The organism is Streptomyces eurocidicus, assembly GCF_002891295.1.
GTDB lineage: Bacteria > Actinomycetota > Actinomycetes > Streptomycetales > Streptomycetaceae > Streptomyces > Streptomyces eurocidicus.
The window spans coordinates 198,824-218,012 of record NZ_LGUI01000006.1; the positions used below are offsets into that span (position 1 = coordinate 198,824).

General features: G+C 74.2%; 15 protein-coding genes and 1 pseudogene. 4 read left to right on the plus strand and 12 right to left on the minus strand.

Annotated elements, in window-relative coordinates:
* Positions 1 to 2: 2 nt before the first annotated feature.
* The 3 genes from AF335_RS20235 to AF335_RS20245 form a co-directional block, all read right to left on the minus strand.
* Positions 3 to 956 carry a respiratory chain complex I subunit 1 family protein gene (locus AF335_RS20235; RefSeq protein ID WP_102919836.1) on the minus strand — a complete coding sequence of 318 codons (954 nt, stop codon included), beginning with the start codon at positions 954 to 956 and terminating at the stop codon, positions 3 to 5.
* Positions 957 to 1,062: 106 nt separating this feature from the next.
* Positions 1,063 to 3,096, minus strand: coding sequence for a proton-conducting transporter transmembrane domain-containing protein (locus AF335_RS20240; RefSeq protein WP_102919837.1), 2,034 nt, complete (start codon positions 3,094 to 3,096; stop codon positions 1,063 to 1,065).
* 22 nt (positions 3,097 to 3,118) lie between these two features.
* On the minus strand, positions 3,119 to 3,601 hold the full coding sequence (locus tag AF335_RS20245; RefSeq protein WP_102919838.1) for an NADH-quinone oxidoreductase subunit B family protein: 483 nt from the start codon (positions 3,599 to 3,601) through the stop codon (positions 3,119 to 3,121).
* Between the two features lie 342 nt (positions 3,602 to 3,943).
* Between AF335_RS20245 and AF335_RS20250 the strand changes: the two genes are divergently transcribed.
* A complete protein-coding gene (locus AF335_RS20250; RefSeq protein WP_102919839.1) occupies positions 3,944 to 4,390 on the plus strand; it encodes a nucleoside deaminase in 447 nt (148 codons plus the stop codon).
* Positions 4,391 to 4,395: 5 nt separating this feature from the next.
* Here the strand turns inward: AF335_RS20250 and AF335_RS20255 are convergent, their stop codons facing one another.
* Both AF335_RS20255 and AF335_RS20260 read right to left on the minus strand, forming a co-directional pair.
* Positions 4,396 to 5,229, minus strand: coding sequence for an ATP-grasp domain-containing protein (locus AF335_RS20255; protein WP_102919840.1), 834 nt, complete (start codon positions 5,227 to 5,229; stop codon positions 4,396 to 4,398).
* On the minus strand, positions 5,226 to 6,152 hold the full coding sequence (locus AF335_RS20260; RefSeq protein ID WP_102919841.1) for an ATP-grasp domain-containing protein: 927 nt from the start codon (positions 6,150 to 6,152) through the stop codon (positions 5,226 to 5,228). The genes AF335_RS20255 and AF335_RS20260 overlap by 4 nt, the downstream gene beginning before the upstream one ends.
* A 310-nt stretch (positions 6,153 to 6,462) precedes the next feature.
* Between AF335_RS20260 and AF335_RS20265 the strand changes: the two genes are divergently transcribed.
* Both AF335_RS20265 and AF335_RS36810 read left to right on the plus strand, forming a co-directional pair.
* On the plus strand, positions 6,463 to 6,951 hold the full coding sequence (locus AF335_RS20265) for a glutathione peroxidase (RefSeq protein WP_102919842.1): 489 nt from the start codon (positions 6,463 to 6,465) through the stop codon (positions 6,949 to 6,951).
* A gap of 198 nt (positions 6,952 to 7,149) precedes the next feature.
* A pseudogene (locus tag AF335_RS36810) lies at positions 7,150 to 9,629 on the plus strand (SpoIIE family protein phosphatase).
* A 17-nt stretch (positions 9,630 to 9,646) separates the two neighbouring features.
* Here AF335_RS36810 and AF335_RS20275 read toward each other — a convergent pair.
* The 3 genes from AF335_RS20275 to AF335_RS20285 all read right to left on the minus strand — a co-directional run bounded on the left by AF335_RS20275 (position 9,647) and on the right by AF335_RS20285 (position 14,321).
* Positions 9,647 to 11,302 (minus strand): alpha/beta hydrolase, encoded by a 1,656-nt coding sequence (locus AF335_RS20275; protein WP_102919843.1) that lies wholly within the window; start codon positions 11,300 to 11,302, stop codon positions 9,647 to 9,649.
* Between the two features lie 22 nt (positions 11,303 to 11,324).
* Positions 11,325 to 12,773 carry an MFS transporter gene (locus AF335_RS20280; protein ID WP_102919844.1) on the minus strand — a complete coding sequence of 483 codons (1,449 nt, stop codon included), beginning with the start codon at positions 12,771 to 12,773 and terminating at the stop codon, positions 11,325 to 11,327.
* Positions 12,774 to 12,860: 87 nt separating this feature from the next.
* On the minus strand, positions 12,861 to 14,321 hold the full coding sequence (locus tag AF335_RS20285; protein WP_102919845.1) for an MFS transporter: 1,461 nt from the start codon (positions 14,319 to 14,321) through the stop codon (positions 12,861 to 12,863).
* Between the two features lie 145 nt (positions 14,322 to 14,466).
* On the opposite strand from AF335_RS20285, the gene AF335_RS20290 reads away from it, so the two are divergent.
* Entirely contained in the window at positions 14,467 to 14,919 is a 453-nt protein-coding gene (locus AF335_RS20290) for a winged helix-turn-helix transcriptional regulator (protein ID WP_102919846.1), read from the plus strand.
* A 329-nt stretch (positions 14,920 to 15,248) separates the two neighbouring features.
* On the opposite strand, the gene AF335_RS20295 is transcribed toward AF335_RS20290, so the two are convergent.
* The 4 genes from AF335_RS20295 to AF335_RS20310 form a co-directional block, all read right to left on the minus strand.
* The gene (locus tag AF335_RS20295; RefSeq protein WP_102919847.1) at positions 15,249 to 16,283 is read right to left on the minus strand and encodes a hypothetical protein; all 1,035 of its coding nucleotides are present in this window, start codon (positions 16,281 to 16,283) and stop codon (positions 15,249 to 15,251) included.
* Between the two features lie 109 nt (positions 16,284 to 16,392).
* Entirely contained in the window at positions 16,393 to 17,676 is a 1,284-nt protein-coding gene (locus AF335_RS20300) for a sensor histidine kinase (RefSeq protein WP_102919848.1), read from the minus strand.
* A complete protein-coding gene (locus AF335_RS20305) occupies positions 17,673 to 18,260 on the minus strand; it encodes a hypothetical protein (RefSeq protein WP_146045580.1) in 588 nt (195 codons plus the stop codon). The genes AF335_RS20300 and AF335_RS20305 overlap by 4 nt, the downstream gene beginning before the upstream one ends.
* A gap of 423 nt (positions 18,261 to 18,683) precedes the next feature.
* Complete coding sequence (locus AF335_RS20310) at positions 18,684 to 19,046, minus strand: DUF937 domain-containing protein (RefSeq protein ID WP_102919850.1); 363 nt, start codon at positions 19,044 to 19,046, stop codon at positions 18,684 to 18,686.
* Positions 19,047 to 19,189 lie beyond the last annotated feature (143 nt).

A 19,189-nucleotide genomic window follows, 5' to 3' on the forward strand; every position in this document is an offset into this window, starting at 1 on the left:
CCTCACTCTCCTGTGAGGAAGTACGAGGCGGTGACCGCGAGCACGGCGAGCAGGAAGGATCCGGCGAGCAGCTCGGGGACGCGGAACAGCCGGAGCTTGGCCCAGAACACCTCGGCCGCCGCGAGGGCGGCGCCCAGCAGGGCGACCTTGGCGGTGAGCACGGCCAGGGCGAGGGCGAGGGCCAGGGGGGTCGTGGTGGTGGCGATGCCCCAGGGCGCGGACAGCGAGGCCAGCAGTCCCAGGAGCACGGTCAGTCGCATCTGGGTGCCGAGTTCGACGAGCGCGAGGTCGGGGCCGGCGAACTCCAGGGCCGTCGCTTCGTGGACCATGGTCAGTTCCAGGTGGGTGGCGGGGTTGTCGACGGGCAGCCGCCCGGTCTCGGCGAGGACGGCCACGGCCAGGGCGGCGGTGGCGAGCAGGCCCGCCGGGGAGGCGAGGCGCACCGGGTCGTGGAGGCCGCCGGTGACGATGGCGGACAGGTTGGTGGACCCGGTCGGCATCGACAGGGCGAACACCGCGAGGAGGATGGTCGGTTCGACGAGGGCGGCGACGGTCATCTGCCGGGAGGCGCCCATGCCGCCGAAGGCCGTCCCGGTGTCCAGTCCGGCGAGCGCGACGGCCACGGTACCGAGGCCGAGGAGGGCCACCACCAGGATGAGGTCGGCCCGGCGGCTGACCGGTGTGGTGGTCGAGACCAGCGGGACGAGCGCGGCGACGACGGCCGTGGTGGCCACGAGCAGCGGGGGCGCGGCGCGGAAGGCCGGGCCGGTGCCGAGGGGGGTGATGGCCTCCTTGCGGAGCAGTTTGCGCAGGTCGCGCCAGGGCTGGGTGACGGCGGCGCCGGCCCGGCCCTCCAGCCGGGCGCGCACCTTGCGCATCACTCCGGTGAGCAGGGGGGCGCCGACGACGACCAGGGTGACCTGGGCGGCCACGGCCGCGGTGCCGATGCCGTTCACGGTGTTCCGGTGTCCTCTCGTACTGGTCGCACGGGTCGCGCTGGTCGCGTCGGCCGGGCCGGTCGCCCGGGCCGTACGGGTCGCGTCCGGCGTCCGCGGTGCCCGCTCACCGGCTCGCCGCCAGGGTCAGCAGGAGGGCGACGAGGCCGCAGAAGCCGTAGCCCAGATAGCGGTGCGCGCTGCCGGGGGCCAGTCGGCGCGCGGCCTCGCCGAGCCGGTCCACGGCGCCGATCAGGGGCTGGTAGAGGCGGCGTTCGATCCGGTCGGGGACGCTCCGCCGGAAGCTCACCCGTTCGACGAGGTAGGTCGACGCGCGCACGGGCGTGACGTCGACGCCCTGCTCGGGGGCGAGGACGTCGTCGAAGACGCGCTGGAGCGGCTCGGCGAAGGACGTCGCGGTGTACGACATCCGGGCCGTGGGGGCGCCGCCCCCGCAGTCCCACAGCTTGACGTGGGAGCGCCGGCCGCGGCGCGCGGTGACACGGACGAGGGCGAGGGCCGCGAGGAGCCCGGCGGCGAGGGCGGCCGCGGCCCACAGCGGGGAGAGGGAGGTGGCGAGGTGTTCGAGCCGGAGTTCGAGGCTGTCGCCCGTGAGGGGCGGTCCGCCGCCGGGCGCGGCCACGGCCACCGCCCGTGACAGTCCGTCGCCCAGCATGCCGGGCACCAGGGCCAGGCCCGTGCAGCCGAGGCCGAGCAGGCCCATGCCGAGGAGCATGCCGGGCGGGCTCTCCCCGGCCGCGGCGGCGCGCTCGCTGCGCGGCCGGGCGAAGAAGCCGACGCCGAGCGCCTTGACGAACACGGCGGCGGACAGCCCCGCGGAGAGGGCGATCACGGCGACGGCGAGGGGCAGCACGACGGCGGTGGACACACCGGGCACGGTGAGGCCCTCGATGAGGGACTGGAGCAGCAGCCACTCGCTGATGAAGCCGTTGCCGGGCGGCAGGGCGACGGCGCCCAGGGCGGCGACGGCGAAGAAGCCGGCGGTGGCGGGCATCCGGGCCCGCAGGCCGCCCATCCGGTCGAGGTCGCGCAGGCCGGTGGCGCGGGCCACGGAGCCGGCGGCGCAGAACAGCAGGGCCTTGAACACGGCGTGGTTGACCACGTGCAGGAACGCCGCCGCGAGGGCGAGGGCGGCGGGGAGGGGGTGTCCGGCGGAGGCGAAGAGGCCGGCCGCGCCGACGCCGACGAGGACCAGGCCGAGGTTCTCGGAGGTGGAGTGGGCGAGCAGCCGTTTGAGGTCCGAGGCCATGGCGGCCTGGAGGATGCCGTGCACGGCGGACAGGGCGCCGGTGCCGAGGACGAGCAGCCAGCCCCAGCGCGGCCCGCCCCCCAGCAGGTCGAAGGCGACGCGGACGATGCCGTAGGCCCCGAGGTTGACCATGGCGGCGCTCATCAGCGCCGAGACGTTGCTGGGGGCCTCGGGGTGGGCGCGCGGCAGCCAGGGGTGCAGGGGCACCATGCCGGCCTTGGACGCGAAGGCCGCGGCCACGAGCACGAAGACGGTGCCGCGGGCGGCGGGCGACAGCGCGGGGGCGCCGGCGCGCAGCGCGGTGAAGGTCTCGCCGCCGGCCCCGGCGGCGAAGAGCGCCAGCCCGGCGAGCAGCAGGACCAGGCCGAGCTGGGTCATGACGGCGTACCAGACCCCGGCCTCGCGGACGGCGGGCCGCCCGCGCTGTTCGGCGAGGACGAGGACGAGCGAGGTGAGGGCCATCGCCTCCCACAGCAGGAGGAAGGTGGAGACGGAGGCCGCGGCGGGGACCAGCACGAGGGTGAGGGCGAAGACCGGCAGGGCCGACTGGACCCCGCGCGAGGCGACGCCGTACGGGCCGCGCCCGGCGGCGTAGCCGATGCCGTAGACGGCGACGGCCAGCACCACGGCGCCGGCCACCGCCATGAACAGCCCGGAGAGGGCGTCCACGGCGAGGTGCGCCCCGGCCAGGGGCAGCAGCCCGGGGAGCCGGGCGGACCAGCGGACGCCGTCCAGCGCCGCCGTGCCCGCCGCCAGGCCCGCCGTGCCGAGGCCCGCCGTGCACAGGCCGACGGCCGGTACCCGGGCCCGGCCGGGCAGCAGGGCCCCGGCCGCCGCTCCGGCGGCGGCGAGCCCGGCGGCGAGGGCCACGGCGGTCCCGGCGGGGTTCATGTGCCGGTCCCGGTCGCGGGCCTCACCGGCCGGTCACCGCGCGCAGCGCCGCCACGATCTTCTCGGGCTGCGGCGGGCACCCCGCGACCTGCACGTCGACGGCCACGACGTCGGCGACGGCGCCCTCGACGCCGTACGCCCCGGCGAACTCGCCGCAGTTCATGGCGCAGTCGCCGACCGCCATCACCAGGCGGGGGCGGGGCATGGCGGCCACCGTGCGGCGCAGCGGCTCGGCCATGTTCCGGGTCACCGGCCCGGTGACGAGGGCGACGTCCGCGTGGCGCGGCGAGGCGACGAGCCGCGCGCCGTAGCGTTCGGCGTCGTGGACGGGGCCGAAGGCGGCGGCGATCTCGATCTCGCAGCCGTTGCACGAGCCGGCGTCCACGCACCGGACCTGGACGGAGCCGCCGAGCGCGGCGGCGGCGCGCGAGCCGCTCCCGGCGGGGCGCGGTGGGGCGTCCTCCGCCACCCGGCCGGTGTCACGGATCTTGCGCAGCAGGCTCATGCGGTCTCCTCCGCCCGGCTTCGTACGGCCTCACGAAGGTGCGGCGGCCGTCTCCCGCCGTCACAGCGCGGCATCGCGCCGGGAGACGGCCGCCGGTCGGTGCAGCCCTGTCGTTGAGGACTGGTCTGCGTGGTGAACGGGCCGCCGGGGCGACGGGTTACGCGAAGATCCCTTTAGCGTGACATCGCGGACTTGTGTGGCTGCTGGGTCGAATTCAGGTGCCGCGTACGGCCGTCCCTGCGAGCGGTCGAGGCGCTCCGAAGCGCGCGGGCGGCTCCCCGGCGCGGCGTCCGGTCCGGTGTCCGGCGCGCGGGACAGCCCGGGAGCGGGCAGCATCTCCCCATGACGATCGATCCACGAGAGATGCTGCGGGTCGCTCTGGGGCAGGCCCGTACCGGGCTCGCCGAAGGGGGGATCCCGATCGGCGCGGCCCTGTTCGCGCTGGACGGGCGGCTGCTCGGCGCCGGGCGCAACAGGCGGGTGCAGGACGGCGACCCGGCCACCCATGCCGAGACCGCCGCGTTCCGGGCGGCCGGGCGGCGGCCGGACTACGCCGGCACGGTCATGGTGACGACGCTGTCGCCGTGCTGGTACTGCGCCGGGCTGATCCGTCAGTTCGGCATCGGGCACGTGGTGATCGGCGAGGCCACGACGTTCCCCGGCGCCCACGCGTGGCTGGCGGACGCCGGTGTCCATCTGCTGGTCCTCGACGACGAGGAGTGCGCGGAGCTGATGCGCGGCTTCGTCCGCGACCATCCCGCGCTGTGGCGGGAGGACATCGGCGGCTGAGCGGCTCAGACCGTGACCGGCACCCGCGGGGCGTGGGCGCCGGCCGCCGCGCGCAGGGCCAGGCCGGCCAGCGCCTCGGGGGCGCCTTCCCGGCCCCGGATGCCGGGGAAGGCGTTGATGTCGACGATCAGCGGGCGGCCCGCCACCTCCAGGAGGTCGACGCCGTACACGTCCAGGGCGAAGACCTCGCCGACGCTCCGCACCGCGGCCAGCCAGGACGGGGGCAGCTCGGCGGCGGTGAGCGGCCGGGTCCCGCCGGGTACGGGGGTGGCCAGCTCGGAGCGGCGGAGGCCGGCGAAGACCCGGTCACCGACGACCCAGAGCTTGTGGTCCCAGCCGCTGTTGGCGGAGAACGGCTGGACGACCACCGGCTCGTCGGCCCAGCGGGCGGCCAGCGCCCGCAGCGCGGCGGCGTCGTCGGCACGGGCCACCAGGTCGTGCCGGCGGCTGTGGCGGCTCTTGACGACCACGGGGTACGCCGGGGCCCCCTGGGCCAGGAGGTGCGCGAGCGTGGGCGCGGTGTCGGTCGCGACGAAGGGGAGACCGGCCCGCAGGGCGGTCTCCGCCATGGCCGTGCGGTCCTGGACGAGCTCGGTGGCGGCGGCGGAGTTCAGCACGGGCGCGCCGAGCTCCTCCAGCCGCCGGGCGTGGGCGAGGGCCCGCGGGGTGCGGGTCTTGAGCAGATAGACGTCGGCGAGGCCCTCGGGCGCGAGCGCCGGATCGGGTGTCCCGGGGTCGTTGGGGTCCTGCCACTCCACCTGGTGGCGGGGGGTCAGCAGGGCGGTGGCGGCGGCCAGCAGCGGGTGGTCCGGAGCCGGCGTCAGCAGGCTGATCCTCATGCGGCGCCCCGCGCGGCACCGCCGGCGACCGGGGCGGTCGTCCGCTCCGGCACGAAGGGGGCCGGGCCGGGCCCGCCGGCCGTCGCGGTCGTCGCGGCGGCTCCGGCGCGGTTCGGGCCGGCGTCGGCCAGCCGCAGGATCGCCCAGGCCACCCGGGCCACGGCGTCGGGCACCTGACGGAAGCTCGGGAAGTCGTTGACGTCCACGAGCACGGGGCCGTCCGGGCCGAGGACGATGTCCAGTCCGTACAGGTCGAGGCCGAAGACGGCGCCGACCTCGGTGGCGATGGCCGCGACCTCGGCGGTGAGCGGCACCTGGCGCTCGCGGACCGGCTGGCCGGGGTGCAGCGGTGAGCACCGCTCGGTCGCGTACAGCTCGCCGTCGACGCAGTACACCTTGAGGTCGACGCCCGAGTTGGGCACGTACGGCTGGGCGATCAGCATGCCGCCCATGCCCTCCTCGTCGGCGGTGGGCAGCCGGTCCGGGGACGGCACCAGCCGGACGGCCCGCCCGGAGCTGCCGTCGGCGGGTTTGACCACCAGTGGGTACGCGGCGGCGGGGACCTCGGCGAACTCCTCGGGCCGGGCCGCGGCGTAGGTGACGGGCACCGGCAGGCCGTGGTGTTCGGCGATGACCGCGGCCAGTGCCTTGTCGCGCACCCCCCGGATCGACCGGGCGTCGTTGACCGTGGTCAGGCCGACGTTCGCGGCACCCTCCAGGAGGGTGAGGCCGGGTCCGCCGGACACCGTCTTGAGCACCCACGCGTCGTGGTCGCCCGCCCGCACGGTCTCCGACAGCTTCAGGAGCGAGCCGCCGGGCCTGAGCACGTCCACCCGGTGACCCCAGGCGGAGAGTTGGCGGATGACGTCCACCGGCATACCGTCGCGCCGGTACTGCTCCTCCACCAGGAAGCAGATTCTCATTGGTGCATCCTCGTAATCCCCGGACGTCCGCCGATCCCGTCCGGCAGAACTGTGACGGCTCAGGATGTCATGGGCGCCGGACCCGGATCGCCCACGACTGTCTCAATTCCGTAGCAACTCGATCGCAAGCCGTTGGAATTTCTCCGGATCCGACCGACTGGTGCCGGTGTCAGAGGATCTGCGGTACGGCTCATTCACGAGGGTGAGCCACCGGGAAACGCGCGGGAAGAGCGAGCCCACCGGGACGGTTGACGAGTGGGCACACGCATCATGAGCACATGTCATCCGTTTTCCGCCCGAGGAGTTCCCCATGAGTCTGTACGACATTCCGCTGCGCACCCTCTCCGGCGAGCCCGCCTCCCTGGCCGACCACCGCGGCAAGGCGCTGCTGGTGGTGAACGTGGCGTCCAAGTGCGGGCTCACCCCGCAGTACGAGGGCCTGGAGCGGCTCCAGCAGCGCTACGCCGCGCGCGGCTTCAGCGTGCTCGGCTTCCCCAGCAACCAGTTCGCGGGCCAGGAGCCGGGCTCCGCCGAGGAGATCGCGACCTTCTGCTCGGCCACCTACGGTGTCAGCTTCCCGCTGTTCGAGAAGACGGACGTCAACGGCGAGGGCCGCCACCCCCTGTACACCGAGCTGACGCGGACCCAGGACGCGGCGGGCGAGGCCGGCGACGTCCAGTGGAACTTCGAGAAGTTCCTGCTCTCCCCGCAGGGCGAGGTCGTGGGCCGGTTCCGTCCGCGGGTGGAGCCCGAGGCGGACGAGGTCGTCCGGGCGATCGAGGCACAGCTCTCCGCCTGACCCGGCACGAACCGCCTCGCGGAGCGTGTGACCAGCGGTTATGCGCTCCGCGAGATGCCCTCGCCGCACCGGATCGGCCGTCCGACGCGTGGGCGGGCAAAACGGTGGGAAAGATAATGAAGGGGCGTGAAGGAGACAGACCGGAGACGACGGCGGACGGCCCGCCGCGCCGCGCACCGAGAGCCGAGATGAGCGCCGATGGACGCGTATGCCGACACCCCTTCCCGTCCGGCGGCGGTCCCGGTCGCCGCCGTGGACGCGGCAGGCGCGGTCACGCTCTGGAGCCCCGCCGCCCGGCAGTGGCTCGGCTGGTCCCCCGACGAGATCGTCGGACGCCCCGCCGCCGGGCTGCTGGCCGCCCCGCTGCCCGGCCCGGCCCGTACCGCCCTGCTGCGCCACCAGGAGTGGAGCGGCATCGTCCGGGCACGGCACCGGGGCGGTGACACCGTACGGATCCCCGTGCGGGCCTGCCCGTGCCGGAGCGGCCCGGACACCGTGCTGTGGCTGCTCCTGGCCCCCTCGCCGGACGGCCGCGACCCCCGGGCGGAACCGGCGGACCCGCTCCGGGAATGGGCCTACACCCAGTCCCCCATCGCGGCCTCCGTCTACGACCACGAGAATCGCCTGGCGGGCGCGAACGACGAAATGGTGCGCATCTCCGGCCGCCCGGAGAGGGAGATTCTCGGGCTGCGCCTCGCGGAGATCCACCCCGGCCCGCCGTTCGAGGAATTCGGCCGGATGATGGACGAGGTTCTCCGCACGGGCGAGCCCGTGCGCACCGACGCCTATTTCCGGGCGCCCGGCGAATCCCGCGAACGCGCCTGGGCCTCCTTCTTCACCCCCCTGAAGGACGCCGCCGGCACGGTGCGGGGAGTGTCCCTCGCCGCCCTCGACCGCACCGAGCAGTACTGGGCCCGCGAGCGGCTGGCACTGGTCAACGACGCGGGGGCGCGCATCGGCACCACCTTGGACGTGACCCGCACCGCCGAGGAGCTTACGGAGGTCACCACCGGCGGTTTCGCCGACTTCGCCGCCGTCGACCTGCTGGAGTCCGTCGCCCCGGGCGACGAACCCCGGCGGGACGGCGACCCGGGCGCAGCCACGCTGCGCCGCTCGGCCGCCCGCCGCGCCTCCGGCGCCCCGTGACGGGCGCGGCCGGCCCGGGCACGGCCCACACCTACCCGCCGCACTCGCCGCCGGCCCGGGCCCTGGCCTCCGGCCTGCCCTGCCTGCGCCACACCGACGACCCGGCGCTGCGCGCCTGGCTGACCGGCACCCCCGCGTTCCCCGACGACGTCCTGGCCCGGGGCGTCTGGTCCGTCCTCGCCGTCCCGCTGAGCGCGCGCGGCACCGTGCTCGGGGTGGTCACGTTCCTCCTCCACCGGGGCCCCGACGCGGTGGGCGCCTTCGACCCCGCCGAGTCCGCCGACGCCGGCTTCGACGCCGACGACGTACTCCTCGCCGAGGAGGTCGCCGCCCGGGCCGGCACCTGCCTCGACAACGCCCGGCGGTACGCCCTGGAGCGCGAGGTGGCGCTCACCCTCCAGCGCAACCTGCTGCCCAGCCGGCTGCCCGAGCAGGGCGCGGTCGAGGTCACCTCCCGGTATCTCCCCGCCGGGTCCCAGGCGGGCATCGGGGGCGACTGGTTCGACGTGATCCCGCTGTCCGGGGCCCGGGTCGCGCTCGTCGTCGGCGACGTGGTGGGCCACGGCCTCCAGGCGTCCGCCGTCATGGGGCGGCTGCGCGCCGCCCTGCGCACCCTCGCCGACCTCGACCTGCCGCCCGACGAGCTCCTCACCCATCTGGACGACCTGGTGATCCAGCTGGCACAGGACCAGGCGGTGGAGGCCGCGGGACCCGGCGCGCACGCCGTCCGGGAGACGGGCGCGACCTGCCTGTACGTGGTGTACGACCCGGTGTCCCGGCGCTGTGTCATGGCCCGCGCGGGCCACCCGGCGCCCCTGCTGGTCACCCCCGACGGCACCGCCCGCTATCTGGACATCCCCAGCGGCCCCCCGCTCGGCCTGGGCGGGCTGCCCTTCGAGTCCGCCGAGCTCGAACTGCCGGAGGGCAGCCTGCTGGCCCTCTACACCGACGGGCTCGTCGAAGGCCGTGACCACGACATCGGCGCCGGCCTGGAGACCCTGCGCGGCACCCTGTCCGGGCCGGCCGGGCCGCTGGAGACCACCTGCGACGCCGTGCTCGCCGCCCTGCTGCCCGACCGCGCGGAGCGGCCCGCCGACGACATCGCGCTGCTGCTCGCCCGCACCCGTTCCCTGGGCCCCGCGCACGTCCGCAGCTGGGAGCTGCCCTCCGACCGGGCCTCCGTCGCCGACGCCCGCAAGCGGGCCTCGGAGCAGCTGGCCGCGTGGGGGCTGGAGGAGCTGTCCTTCACCACCGAACTGGTCGTCAGCGAGCTGGTCACCAACGCCGTCCGGTACGGGTACGCGCCCATCCGGCTGCGGCTGATCCGCGACGCCGCCGCGCTGATCTGCGAGGTGTCGGACGCCAGCAGCACCTCGCCGCGGATGCGGCGGGCCCGGGTGTTCGACGAAGGGGGCCGGGGCCTGCTGCTGGTCGCCCAGCTCACCGAGCGCTGGGGCACCCGGTTCACCGCCGACGGCAAGACGATCTGGGCCGAGCAGGTGCTGCCCGCCGCCCCGGAGCCCATGGGCTGACCGGCCGGTGCCTCCCGTCAGGTGCAGCGGGTGCCGTCCTTCGGCAGGGTGCCGTCCAGCAGGAACCCGTCGATGCGCTCGTTGACGCAGGCGGCGTCCGGGGAGCCGTAGACGCTGTGCCCGCCGCCCGGGTCCGTCATGGTGACCGCGGCCGGGCCGACCGCCCGGGCCATCCGGGGCAGCCAGCCGACCGGCGTGGCCGGGTCGTACTCGCTCGTGTGCATGAGGATCTTCGGGGCGCCGGGAGCGCCGACGTCACGGGCCGCGTCGTCCCCGGCCCCCGGCCAGCCGGTGCACAGGGCCATGCCCGAGGCCATGGACGGACCGAACACCGGCGAGGCCCGTACGTAGTCGTCGAAGGCGTCCAGGACCTCCTCGGTGCGGTACCGGCCGGCGGTGTCGGCGCAGTTGATGGCGGTCAGCGCGTCGTCGGAGTTGTCGTACCTGCCGTCGGTCCCCTTGCCATCGGCGCGCTCGGCGGCCGCGCGGGCCATCGTGGCGGACTCGCCGGGACGCACGTGGTGGACGAGGGCGGCCAGCAGGTTCGGCACCTCGGGCAGACCGGCCCGGGAGCGCAGCAGCCCCATGGTCTCGGCGACGGCGGTGTCACGGTCGAGCCGCCGGCCGTCGGGCCAGTCGCGCGGCTCGTCGTCGAGGTCGTCGAACGCCTCCTCGATGTCCTCCATGGCCTCGTCGGTGTCGGACCCCAGCACACAGTCCTCGTCGCCCTTGCGAGTGCAGGTGTCGACGGCGTGGCGCAGCGCCTTGTGGTAGGCGGCCGTCTGGGCGAGCGTCGTCTCCTTCATGTCGGGGGCCGGTTCGTCGACGCCGTCCATGACCATCCGCCCGACCTTGCCGGGGAAGTGGTGGGCGTAGACCGCGCCGAGCCGGCTCCCGTAGGAGTAGCCCAGGTAGTGGAGCCGGTCCTCGTCCAGCGCGGCGCGCAGCACGTCCAGGTCACGGGCGGTGTTGACGGTCCCGATGTACGGCAGGGCGCTGCCGGGCTCGGTCCGGCAGTGCTTGAGGGCCTTCTCCTGGGCGGCGAGGTAGTCGGCCATGCCCGCGCGGCTGGTGCCGTCCGCACCGGTGCGGCGCGGGTCGCGCCCCTCGTCGCAGCGCACCGGGGAACTGGCGCCGACCCCGCGCGGGTCGAAGGTGACCAGGTCGTAGCGGGTTCCGGCCTTGCTGAAACCGTCGGGGCCGTAGGCCGTGAGCTGTTTGAGGCCGGACTCCCCCGGGCCGCCGAAGTTCAGTACGAGGGAGCCGGCCCGGTGGTCCTGGTCCGGGGCGCGGTAGCGCATGACCGCGAGCCGCAGTTCGCCCTTGCGGGGGTCGGCGTAGGTGTACGGAACCTTGAGCCAGCCGCATTCGGCCCGGGTGTCGGCCTTGTCGGTCTCCCGGTCGACGTCCCGGTCGCGCTCCTGGGCGCACGGCTTCCAGGAGACGCTCTGCTCGTAGTACGAGCCGGTGTCCGGCGCGCCGGCCGCCTTGTCGGGCCCGGCGCAGCCGGTGAGGCCGTGGGCCAGCACGGTCGCGGCGGCCAGCGGCAGGGAGACCGTGACGACGCGGGGCAGGCGCGCGGCGGGGGCGAAGGACAAGAAGGGCGGGAAGGACGGGAAGGACGGGAAGGACGGGAGGGACGGGATCCGGGGCCGGCGGTGTACGGGCGTCATGTCGCGGACGGTAGTTCGCCGTTCAGCGCCCGGCTTTCCGGGGAGGGCGTCCGGGTGACGGCGCGCGGCGCAGCGGCGGGCGGGCGGTGACCAGGACGAGGAGGGCGACGCACAGCAGCGCCGCGATCGTCAGGCGGGGGCCGCCGGTGCCCGAGTGGTGGAGCGTCAGGGTGACGAGCGCGATGCCGAGGGCGGTGCCCAGCCCCCGGACCATGTTGACCAGGCCGCCGCCGGTGCCGGCCGAGCGCGCCGGGAAGGCCCGCATGATCAGGGCGTTGTTGGCGGGAGTGTAGGTGCCCAGGCCCAGCCCCAGCAGGAGCAGCAGCGGCACCAGGGCCGGGGCCCGCAGCGGCAGGGCGAGCATCGCGGCCAGGGCGCAGGCCGCCGCGCCCGCGCCGAGGGCGCAGCGCGCCCGGTCCGGGAAGCGCGCCGGGAGCACCCGCTCGGCGCAGGTGGCGGCCAGGGCGAACCCGGCGGGCAGCGCCGTGAGCACGAGGCCGGCGTGCAGCTCGGAGGCCCCGGCGTCGGTGAGCACGAGGGGGACGAGGACCAGGGGGCCGAAGAGGACCAGGTAGTCGCCGAGGGCTCCCACGAGGCCGGTGGCCACGGCAGGCTCCCGCAGCGGCGCCGGGTCGACCAGGGGGTTCGCGGCGTGCCGCTGCCGCCGTACGAACCCCCAGCCGGCGGCCACCGCGACGGCGAAGAGTGCGACGGTCACCCAGGTGGGCGTACCCAGGCCGGACAGGGCGGACAGGCCCAGCAGAAAGCCGGTCGTGGCGACGGCGAGGAGGAGAGGCCCGGCCGGGTCCAGGCCGGCGACCCGGGTGCGCACCCGGGTCCTCGGCAGCAGGTACTGGCCCGCGACCAGGGCGACGATCCCTACGGGGACGTTGATGGCGAAGACCCAGCGCCAGCCGAGCGAGGCCACGATGACACCGCCGAGGGTGGGACCGAGGGCGAGGCCGAGGGCCTGCGCGGCGGCCTGCACACCGAGCGCGGCGCGCAGGCGGCCGCGGGGCGCGCTGGTGGTGACCAGGGCGACGCTGTTGGCCTGGAGCATCGCGGCGCCGACGGCCTGTGCCACTCGCCAGCCGACCAGGGCGACGAGCGAGGTGGCGAGGCCGCAGGCGGCGGAGGCGGCGGTGAAGACGAGGAAGCCGTAGAGGTAGCAGAGCTTGCGCCCGTGGGCGTCGGAGAGCCGTCCCACGGGCACCAGCAGGGCGACGAGGGTGAGCAGATAGGCGAGCGAGACCCATTCGACGGCGGCCAGCGTGGCGTGGAACTCGGTGCGCAGGCTGCCGTACGTCAGGGTGACGATGCTGGCGTCCAGCTGCCCCATGAAGGCGCCGAAGCAGACCGTACCGACGGCCAGCTTCCAGCCGCCCTCGCTCCGCCGTATCCGATCCGGTCTGGCCCGCTCCTCCACCAGGGCTGCGGGCCAGGTCGGGTGCCGTCGGGGAAGCGGTGACATGGGGCGGGCGGTCTCCGTCCTCACATGGGCTGCGGACACGGCGAGGCTACACCGGGGGGCGCCGGGGTTCTCGGGGAGCGGCGGGAGTCACGGGTGGGTGACGCTCGTTGTTTTCTCGACTGTGTTTTCGTTCGAGAGGGCGGCAGCCTGTACGGCGACCGTCCGGGAACGGCGCCGGGACCGCAGCCCGAACCCGCCGACGATCACGGCGAGGGCGGCGGCGCCCAGCGGGACGAGCAGGGCGGCGTGGTAACCGGCGAGCAGCCGGTCGGCGGGCGCGTCGCCCTCCCCCTGGAACCCGGCCTGCGCGACCGTGACGGCGGACAGCCCGAGCGCGGCACCGAACTGGAAGGAGGTGTACAGCAGACCGCCGGCGAGCCCCTGCTCCTCCTCGTCGATCCCGTCCGTGGCGACGATGACGAGCGGCCCGTAGACCAGCGAGAAGGCCAGCCCCAGCAGGATCATGGTCGGGAACATCGCGGCGTACGACCAGTCGGCGCCGACCGGCAGGAACAGCGCGTAGGCGAGGGCGGTCAGCAGCAGTCCGCCGAAGATGACCCGGGCGTTGCCGAAGCGGCCGACGAGCCGGGGCGTGAGGGTGGGCGAGAGCACCGCGTCCGCGCCGATCGCGAGCAGGGCGAGGCTCGTCTGGAGCGTGGACCAGCCGCGCAGTTCCTGGAGGTAGAGCACGGCGACGAACTGGAAGCCGAAGAAGCTCCCGGAGAACAGCAGCCCGACGAAGTTGGCACGCACGAGCGAGGGAGTACGCAGGATCCCGAGGCGCACCAGGGGCGCCGCCGACCTGCGCTCGATCAGGACGAACAGGCAGAGCAGCGCGAGACCGGCGAGGGCGCTGCCGAGCGTCCGGGCGGCGGACACATGGGCGGCGCGCTCGACCGTGGTCACCAGCAGCAGGATCGCCGCCGTCAGGCTGAGCGCGCCGGCCACGTCGAGCCGCCGGGCGGTGCGGCCGGGACGAACGTCCTTGGGGACGACGGCGACGGCGGTGAGAAGGATGAGCAGGGCGAGGACGACGGGGGCGAAGAACACCCACCGCCAGTGCAGCGCGGTCAGCAGCCCGCCGACGACCAGACCGATGGAGAAACCACCGGCGGCGGTACCGGAGTAGACGAGGAGCGCCTTGTCGCGCCGGGGGCCCTCGGCGAAGCTCGTGGTGATGACGGACAGCCCGGCGGGTGTCATGAAGGCCGCGGCGACCCCGGTCACGAGCCGGGCGGCGATGAGCATCCACCCCTCGGTCGCGAAGCCGCCGAGGCCGGAGAAGAACACGAACACGGCGAGCGGGAGGAGGAACATCCGACGCCGCCCGAAGAGATCGGCGGCACGCCCGCCCAGCAGCATAAAGCCGCCGTAGCCGAGCACGTAGGCGCTCATCACCCACTGCAACTGACCGGTGGAGAGGCCGAGATCGGCCCGTATGGAGGGGAGGGCCACGTTGAGCATGGCGATGTCGATGCCTTCGAGGAAGACGGCACCACTGAGGACGAGGAGGAGGAGCCGGGGGTGCGGGGTGGGGACGGAAGACATGGAGTGCCTCTGGGGAAGGTTTTAGGAAGGGAGCGCCGAAAGGGCAGCGGACGGGCCTCGACACGGCCCATACGCTGGGTGGTTACGGATCCGCCGGCCGGTTCCGTCTTGTAACCAGAGCCATCCTGGGGCACCCTGGACGACCATGGAAGAAGGCACTTCGAAGTCACCGACGCACTGCGCGGATACCGCCCTCGAGCACGACTACGACGCCCGCCAGTGGGACGTCAGGGAGGGCTGCGAGGTCAGGCAGATCCTCGACCGGGTCGCGGACAAGTGGTCACTGCTCGTGATCGCCTTGCTGGAGCAACGAAGCCTGCGCTTCACGGAACTACGCCGCGAGGTCGACGGCATCAGCCAGCGCATGCTGACGGTGACCCTGCGCCACCTGGAACGCGACGGCCTGGTACGCCGCACGGTGCACCCGGTCGTACCACCACGGGTGGACTACGCCCTGACACCACTGGGAGCGACGCTCCACGACACGATCCAGTCCCTGGTGACCTGGACCGAGGCCCACCAGGGGGAGATCGCGGCGGCGCGGGCGGCGTATGACGGGGCGGCGGCGGGTGCGGGTGCGGGTGCGGTCGGCATGTAGCGGGGGTCAGGCCGCCCGCCTGGGGGAGGATCCGAACAGCTACACCTGTTGAGGCGGTAGCCTGCTCAGCGACAGAGCGCACCCTCTGGAAGCTGCCAAAATGACCGCGATGACGGAATCTGGTGTAGTGAGTAAAAAGCCGCGTCCTGCCAGATAGAGTCGCAGGTCATCTCCTCTGGTCCCCGCGCATGCGGGGGTGGTCCCTCGGCGGTCGCCGCAGTCGTGTGGTCCCCGCGCATGCGGGGTGTCCCACCCCTCGTACGTAGTCGCCGCTGTTGGCATAGACGCACTGATGCAGGTTGATGAGCGCCGAGTTGTCGGTGGAGGGCTCACCTGCCGAATAGTTCTCGGAGCCAGTCGGAGGGGGATTGGCGAGCCGTCGTCCGGGGCGCGGCCGGCCTGGTCGGCCTTATCGAGGGCAGTACGAATCCGAACCTCGGCGCGCTGGGTACTGACAGCGTCTCGGCGCCGCCGACGGCGGCGAAGGGTTGCCGGTACAGGTCGAGGGTGGTGCTTTCGTAGGGTCTGACCCGGTCTCCCTCGGGGAGGGTGTTGGCCGCGTCGGGGAGCTCCGCGTAGACGGCAAGGTGGCTCGCGAAGACCGTGAGCCAGTCGGGTCGCCGGTTTCGGATGTGGACCCGGATTCTCTTTCCGAGCGTCGCCGACGCGCGCGAGTCCGGGATCATCAGACCGCTCGCAGTCCTTGTCCCCGACACCGCGCCGCCGGCCGGGAGCGACTCGGCACGGACGTCGACTCTCGCGCACGAGACCCAGTGGCCGTACTTCGCGCGGACGGCGAGTCGCGCGCCGGGGGCCGGAGGCCGGGTCCACCGGGGAATGAGGGGATCCGCAGTGATGGCCGGCTCTTCGCCATAGGCTTTGCAGAGCCGGATCACGTCCCTGTACGACGTGGTGGGCAGCGACGAACCGTACAGAATTTCGTCCTCCAGCACCTGCCGGGCCGCTCCCACCGTCTTCCGTACGTCCCGCAACGAGGGCACCCACAGCCAGCACCCCGCGATCGCCACGTCGGCCAGGGCCTGCCGCACCGGCGACCCCATCTGCTCGGCGATGCCGTAGGCATGGACGAACTCCCGGCGGGCGTCCCGGGTGAGGTGCTCCCGGTCCTTCCCGCTCCGCCAACTGTCGGGGAAATCCCGGACGTACCGGCGCCCGGCGGCCATGCGCTCCTGAATCCGCTGGAGGCCGGAATCCTGGCGTGCCGCGCTCCCGGCGATGACGTCCACCACTTGACCGGCCACACCGGCCCAGGCGGCGTCGCTCATGGACTGGCCCTGGATCAGCTGGACGACGACCGTACGGGCGGCGAGGGCGGCGAGCCCGATCGCGAGGTCCATGGCCATACCCGCTCCCCCCACACGAGCCCCTCCGATCGAGTGTAGGGAGCGGGAATGAAATGAGAACCTGATCGGCGCACACGCGGCGTACACACGGGGACAGGCCCGACCCCTTCTAGCCCTCCGCCGCCTCCATCGCCTCGTCAGTGTCTTCCGGCAGCACCAGCGTCGTGACCGCGCCCCCATCAGTCGCGTTCGCGAACGTGAGTTCCGCGTCGATCGTCCTCGCCTGGCCGATCGCGATCGTCAGGCCCAGGCCATGGCCCTTGCCCCCTCCCGAGGTGGGTTCTGTGCGGAAGCGTTGGGGGCCGTGTTCCAGGAGGTAGCAGGGGTAGCCGGGGCCGTGGTCGCGGACCGTGATGGTCGGGCCGTCCACGGTGAGGATGACGGGTGGGCGGCCGTGGCGGTGGGCGTTGGCCAGGAGGTTGCTCAGGACCCGTTCCAGGCGGCGCCGGTCGGTGACCACGCACGCGTCGCGGACGATCCGTACCTCCGCCTCCAGCCCGGAGGCGCGTACGGCACGCTCGGCCAGCTGCCCCAGCCGGTGCGCGTCGAGGTCCGGTCGCTCGGTGAGGGAGTCCAGGCGGGAGATCTCCAGGAGGTCCTCGGTGAGCCGGCGCAGGGCCTGTACGCGGTCCCGGACCAGCTCCGTGGGGCGGCCGGGCGGCAGGAGGTCGGCGGACGCCTGGAGGCCGGCGAGCGGGGTGCGGAGTTCGTGGGCCACGTCGGCGGTGAAGCGCTGTTCGCTCTGCAGCCTGGCCTGGAGGGTGCCCGCCATCGCGTCGAGGGCCTCGGCGACCGCGGCCACCTCGTCCTGCGCCTTCGCCGGGTCGGTGGTGCGCGGGTCGGCGACGCGGGCGTCGAGGTCGCCCGCGGTGATACGGCGGGCCACGTCGGCGGTGCGGTGCAGGCGCCGGGTGACGCGGGAGACGGCGAAGACGCCGACGAGCAGCGTGCCGCCGATCGCCAGGGCGGAGGAGCCGACGATGGCGCGGTCGAGGCCCTCGATGGTGCCGGCGCTGTGCCGGTAGTCGAGCCGGGCCGCGAGCACCCCGCCGTCGGCCGGGCCCGCCGCCCACATGGTGGCGATGCCGTGGTCGTCGCCGAGCGCCGTGCCGCGCTTGCCGCCGAGCGCCATCGTCCGCAGCTTCTCGGGAAGCTCCGGCGGGTTCAGGGCGGACTGGTGGCGGTTCGGCTCGCCCGCGGCGTAGGCGCGGGCCGCGGCGTCGAGGCGGGAGAGGGCCTCGGTGCGCGCCTGGTGCACGGTCTGCCGGGTGACGATGACGTGCACCAGGATGCCGAGCACGGCGGCGACGACGCAGCACATCACCGCGAGGAAGAGGGTGAACTTCCCGTACAGCGAGCCGAATCGGGAGACGCGGCGGGGGCGGGCGGTCATCGGTGGCGCTCCGTGGTGCGGGGCGACGGGGCCGGGCCGACGCGGCGGATCTCGTCGCTCTTGAACTCCATGTAGCGGCGGTGCGCGTCCCACGCGTACACCGAGCGGACGGCGTAGTGCGGGGTGCCCGCGGGCTCCCAGACGATCAGGTCGCGGCCGGCGATCTCGATGGACGTGGGCTGGACGACGGTGGCCATGACGCGGGTGAGGCGGCCGCCGGTCACGGTGTAGCAGCGCAGTCCGACGAGGTGGTCGGCCATCTCGATGCCCATGATCAGTTCATCGTGGCCGTCGCCGGTGAGGTCCCGGTAGACGGGTGGGCGCAGGGGGCAGTCCGGTGCCCGGCCGTCGCAGGTGGTGAGCTTGGCGGCGGTTCCCTCGTCGAGGCCGTCGGCGCCTGTGACGTCCTTCCGGTGCGCGGCGACCTCGGCCTTGATCACGCTGTACGGGTTCACCTTGTGGATGTCACCGGAGGGGACGGCGGGGAAGCCGGGGACGTTGGTGGCGCTGTCGTCCTCGTGCTGTTCGCCTGTGGGCGTGGGGGCGGGGGGCCGGTCGGGCCACAGCCGGGAGGGGGCGGCCACGGGGGCGGTCGTACCGGCGCTGACCGGCTCCCCGACGCTCGTGCACGCGGTCGCCGCGGCCCCCGTCGCCACAAGCAGCGCGGCCACGGCCAGTGCCCGGGCGGGGTGGCGGCGGGTGCGGCGGGTCGGCCGGGCGGGCGGGTCGGGGCACTGCGATGGTCCAATGTCGTGGCCGGGTGGGTGGGCGCGCGCGGGGCGGCCCTGAGGGCGGCGTACACGACGATGTTAAGCGAGTGGTGGGGGTGGGCTGCCGGGACCGGGGGAACCGGGGGCGGCCGTCCGTTCCCTGCGGGGGGTCCGTTCCCTGCGGGGCTTTCCCCTACCCGCCCCTTCCCGGAACCGGGGGCTTCGCCCCCAGCCCCCCTTTCCGCGCTCCGCGCAGTGGCCTCAAACGCCGGACGGGCTGATATTCAGCCCGTCCGCCTACCGCCGCCTCCGCTTCGCGATCGCCGTCATCACCACCGGCAGCAGCAGCTCCAGCGCCTTGGCCACCGACGCCTCCGGCAGGCCCGTCTTCTTCGCCACCGCCTTGGCCACCGGGCCCGTGACCTTGCCGAGCACACCGGACAGCAGCCCGCCGCCGAGACCGGCTCCCAGGCCACCGAAGCCCACGGCTCCAGCCGGGGTGGCCGCCGCGCCGGTGAGCTCCTCGGGCAGGGCGTCGACGGTGGCCTCCACGACCTTTTTGGCACCGTCGCTGTCGGTGCCGAGCTCGCCCGCGAGCTCCTGGATGCGGTCCTCGCCGAGTTCGTCGAGTACGTCCTTGCGCAGCTCTTCATCACCCATGCGCACGACCCTAGCCCCGGCCGCCGGGTCTCGGTACTCAAGGTGATTCCCTGGTCACCCCTCGGAACCGGGGCTTCGACGGCGCCGTGCCTGGCAGACGGCCCGCAAGATCCTTAAGCCGGGCGGCCGGTGCTTTCACCACA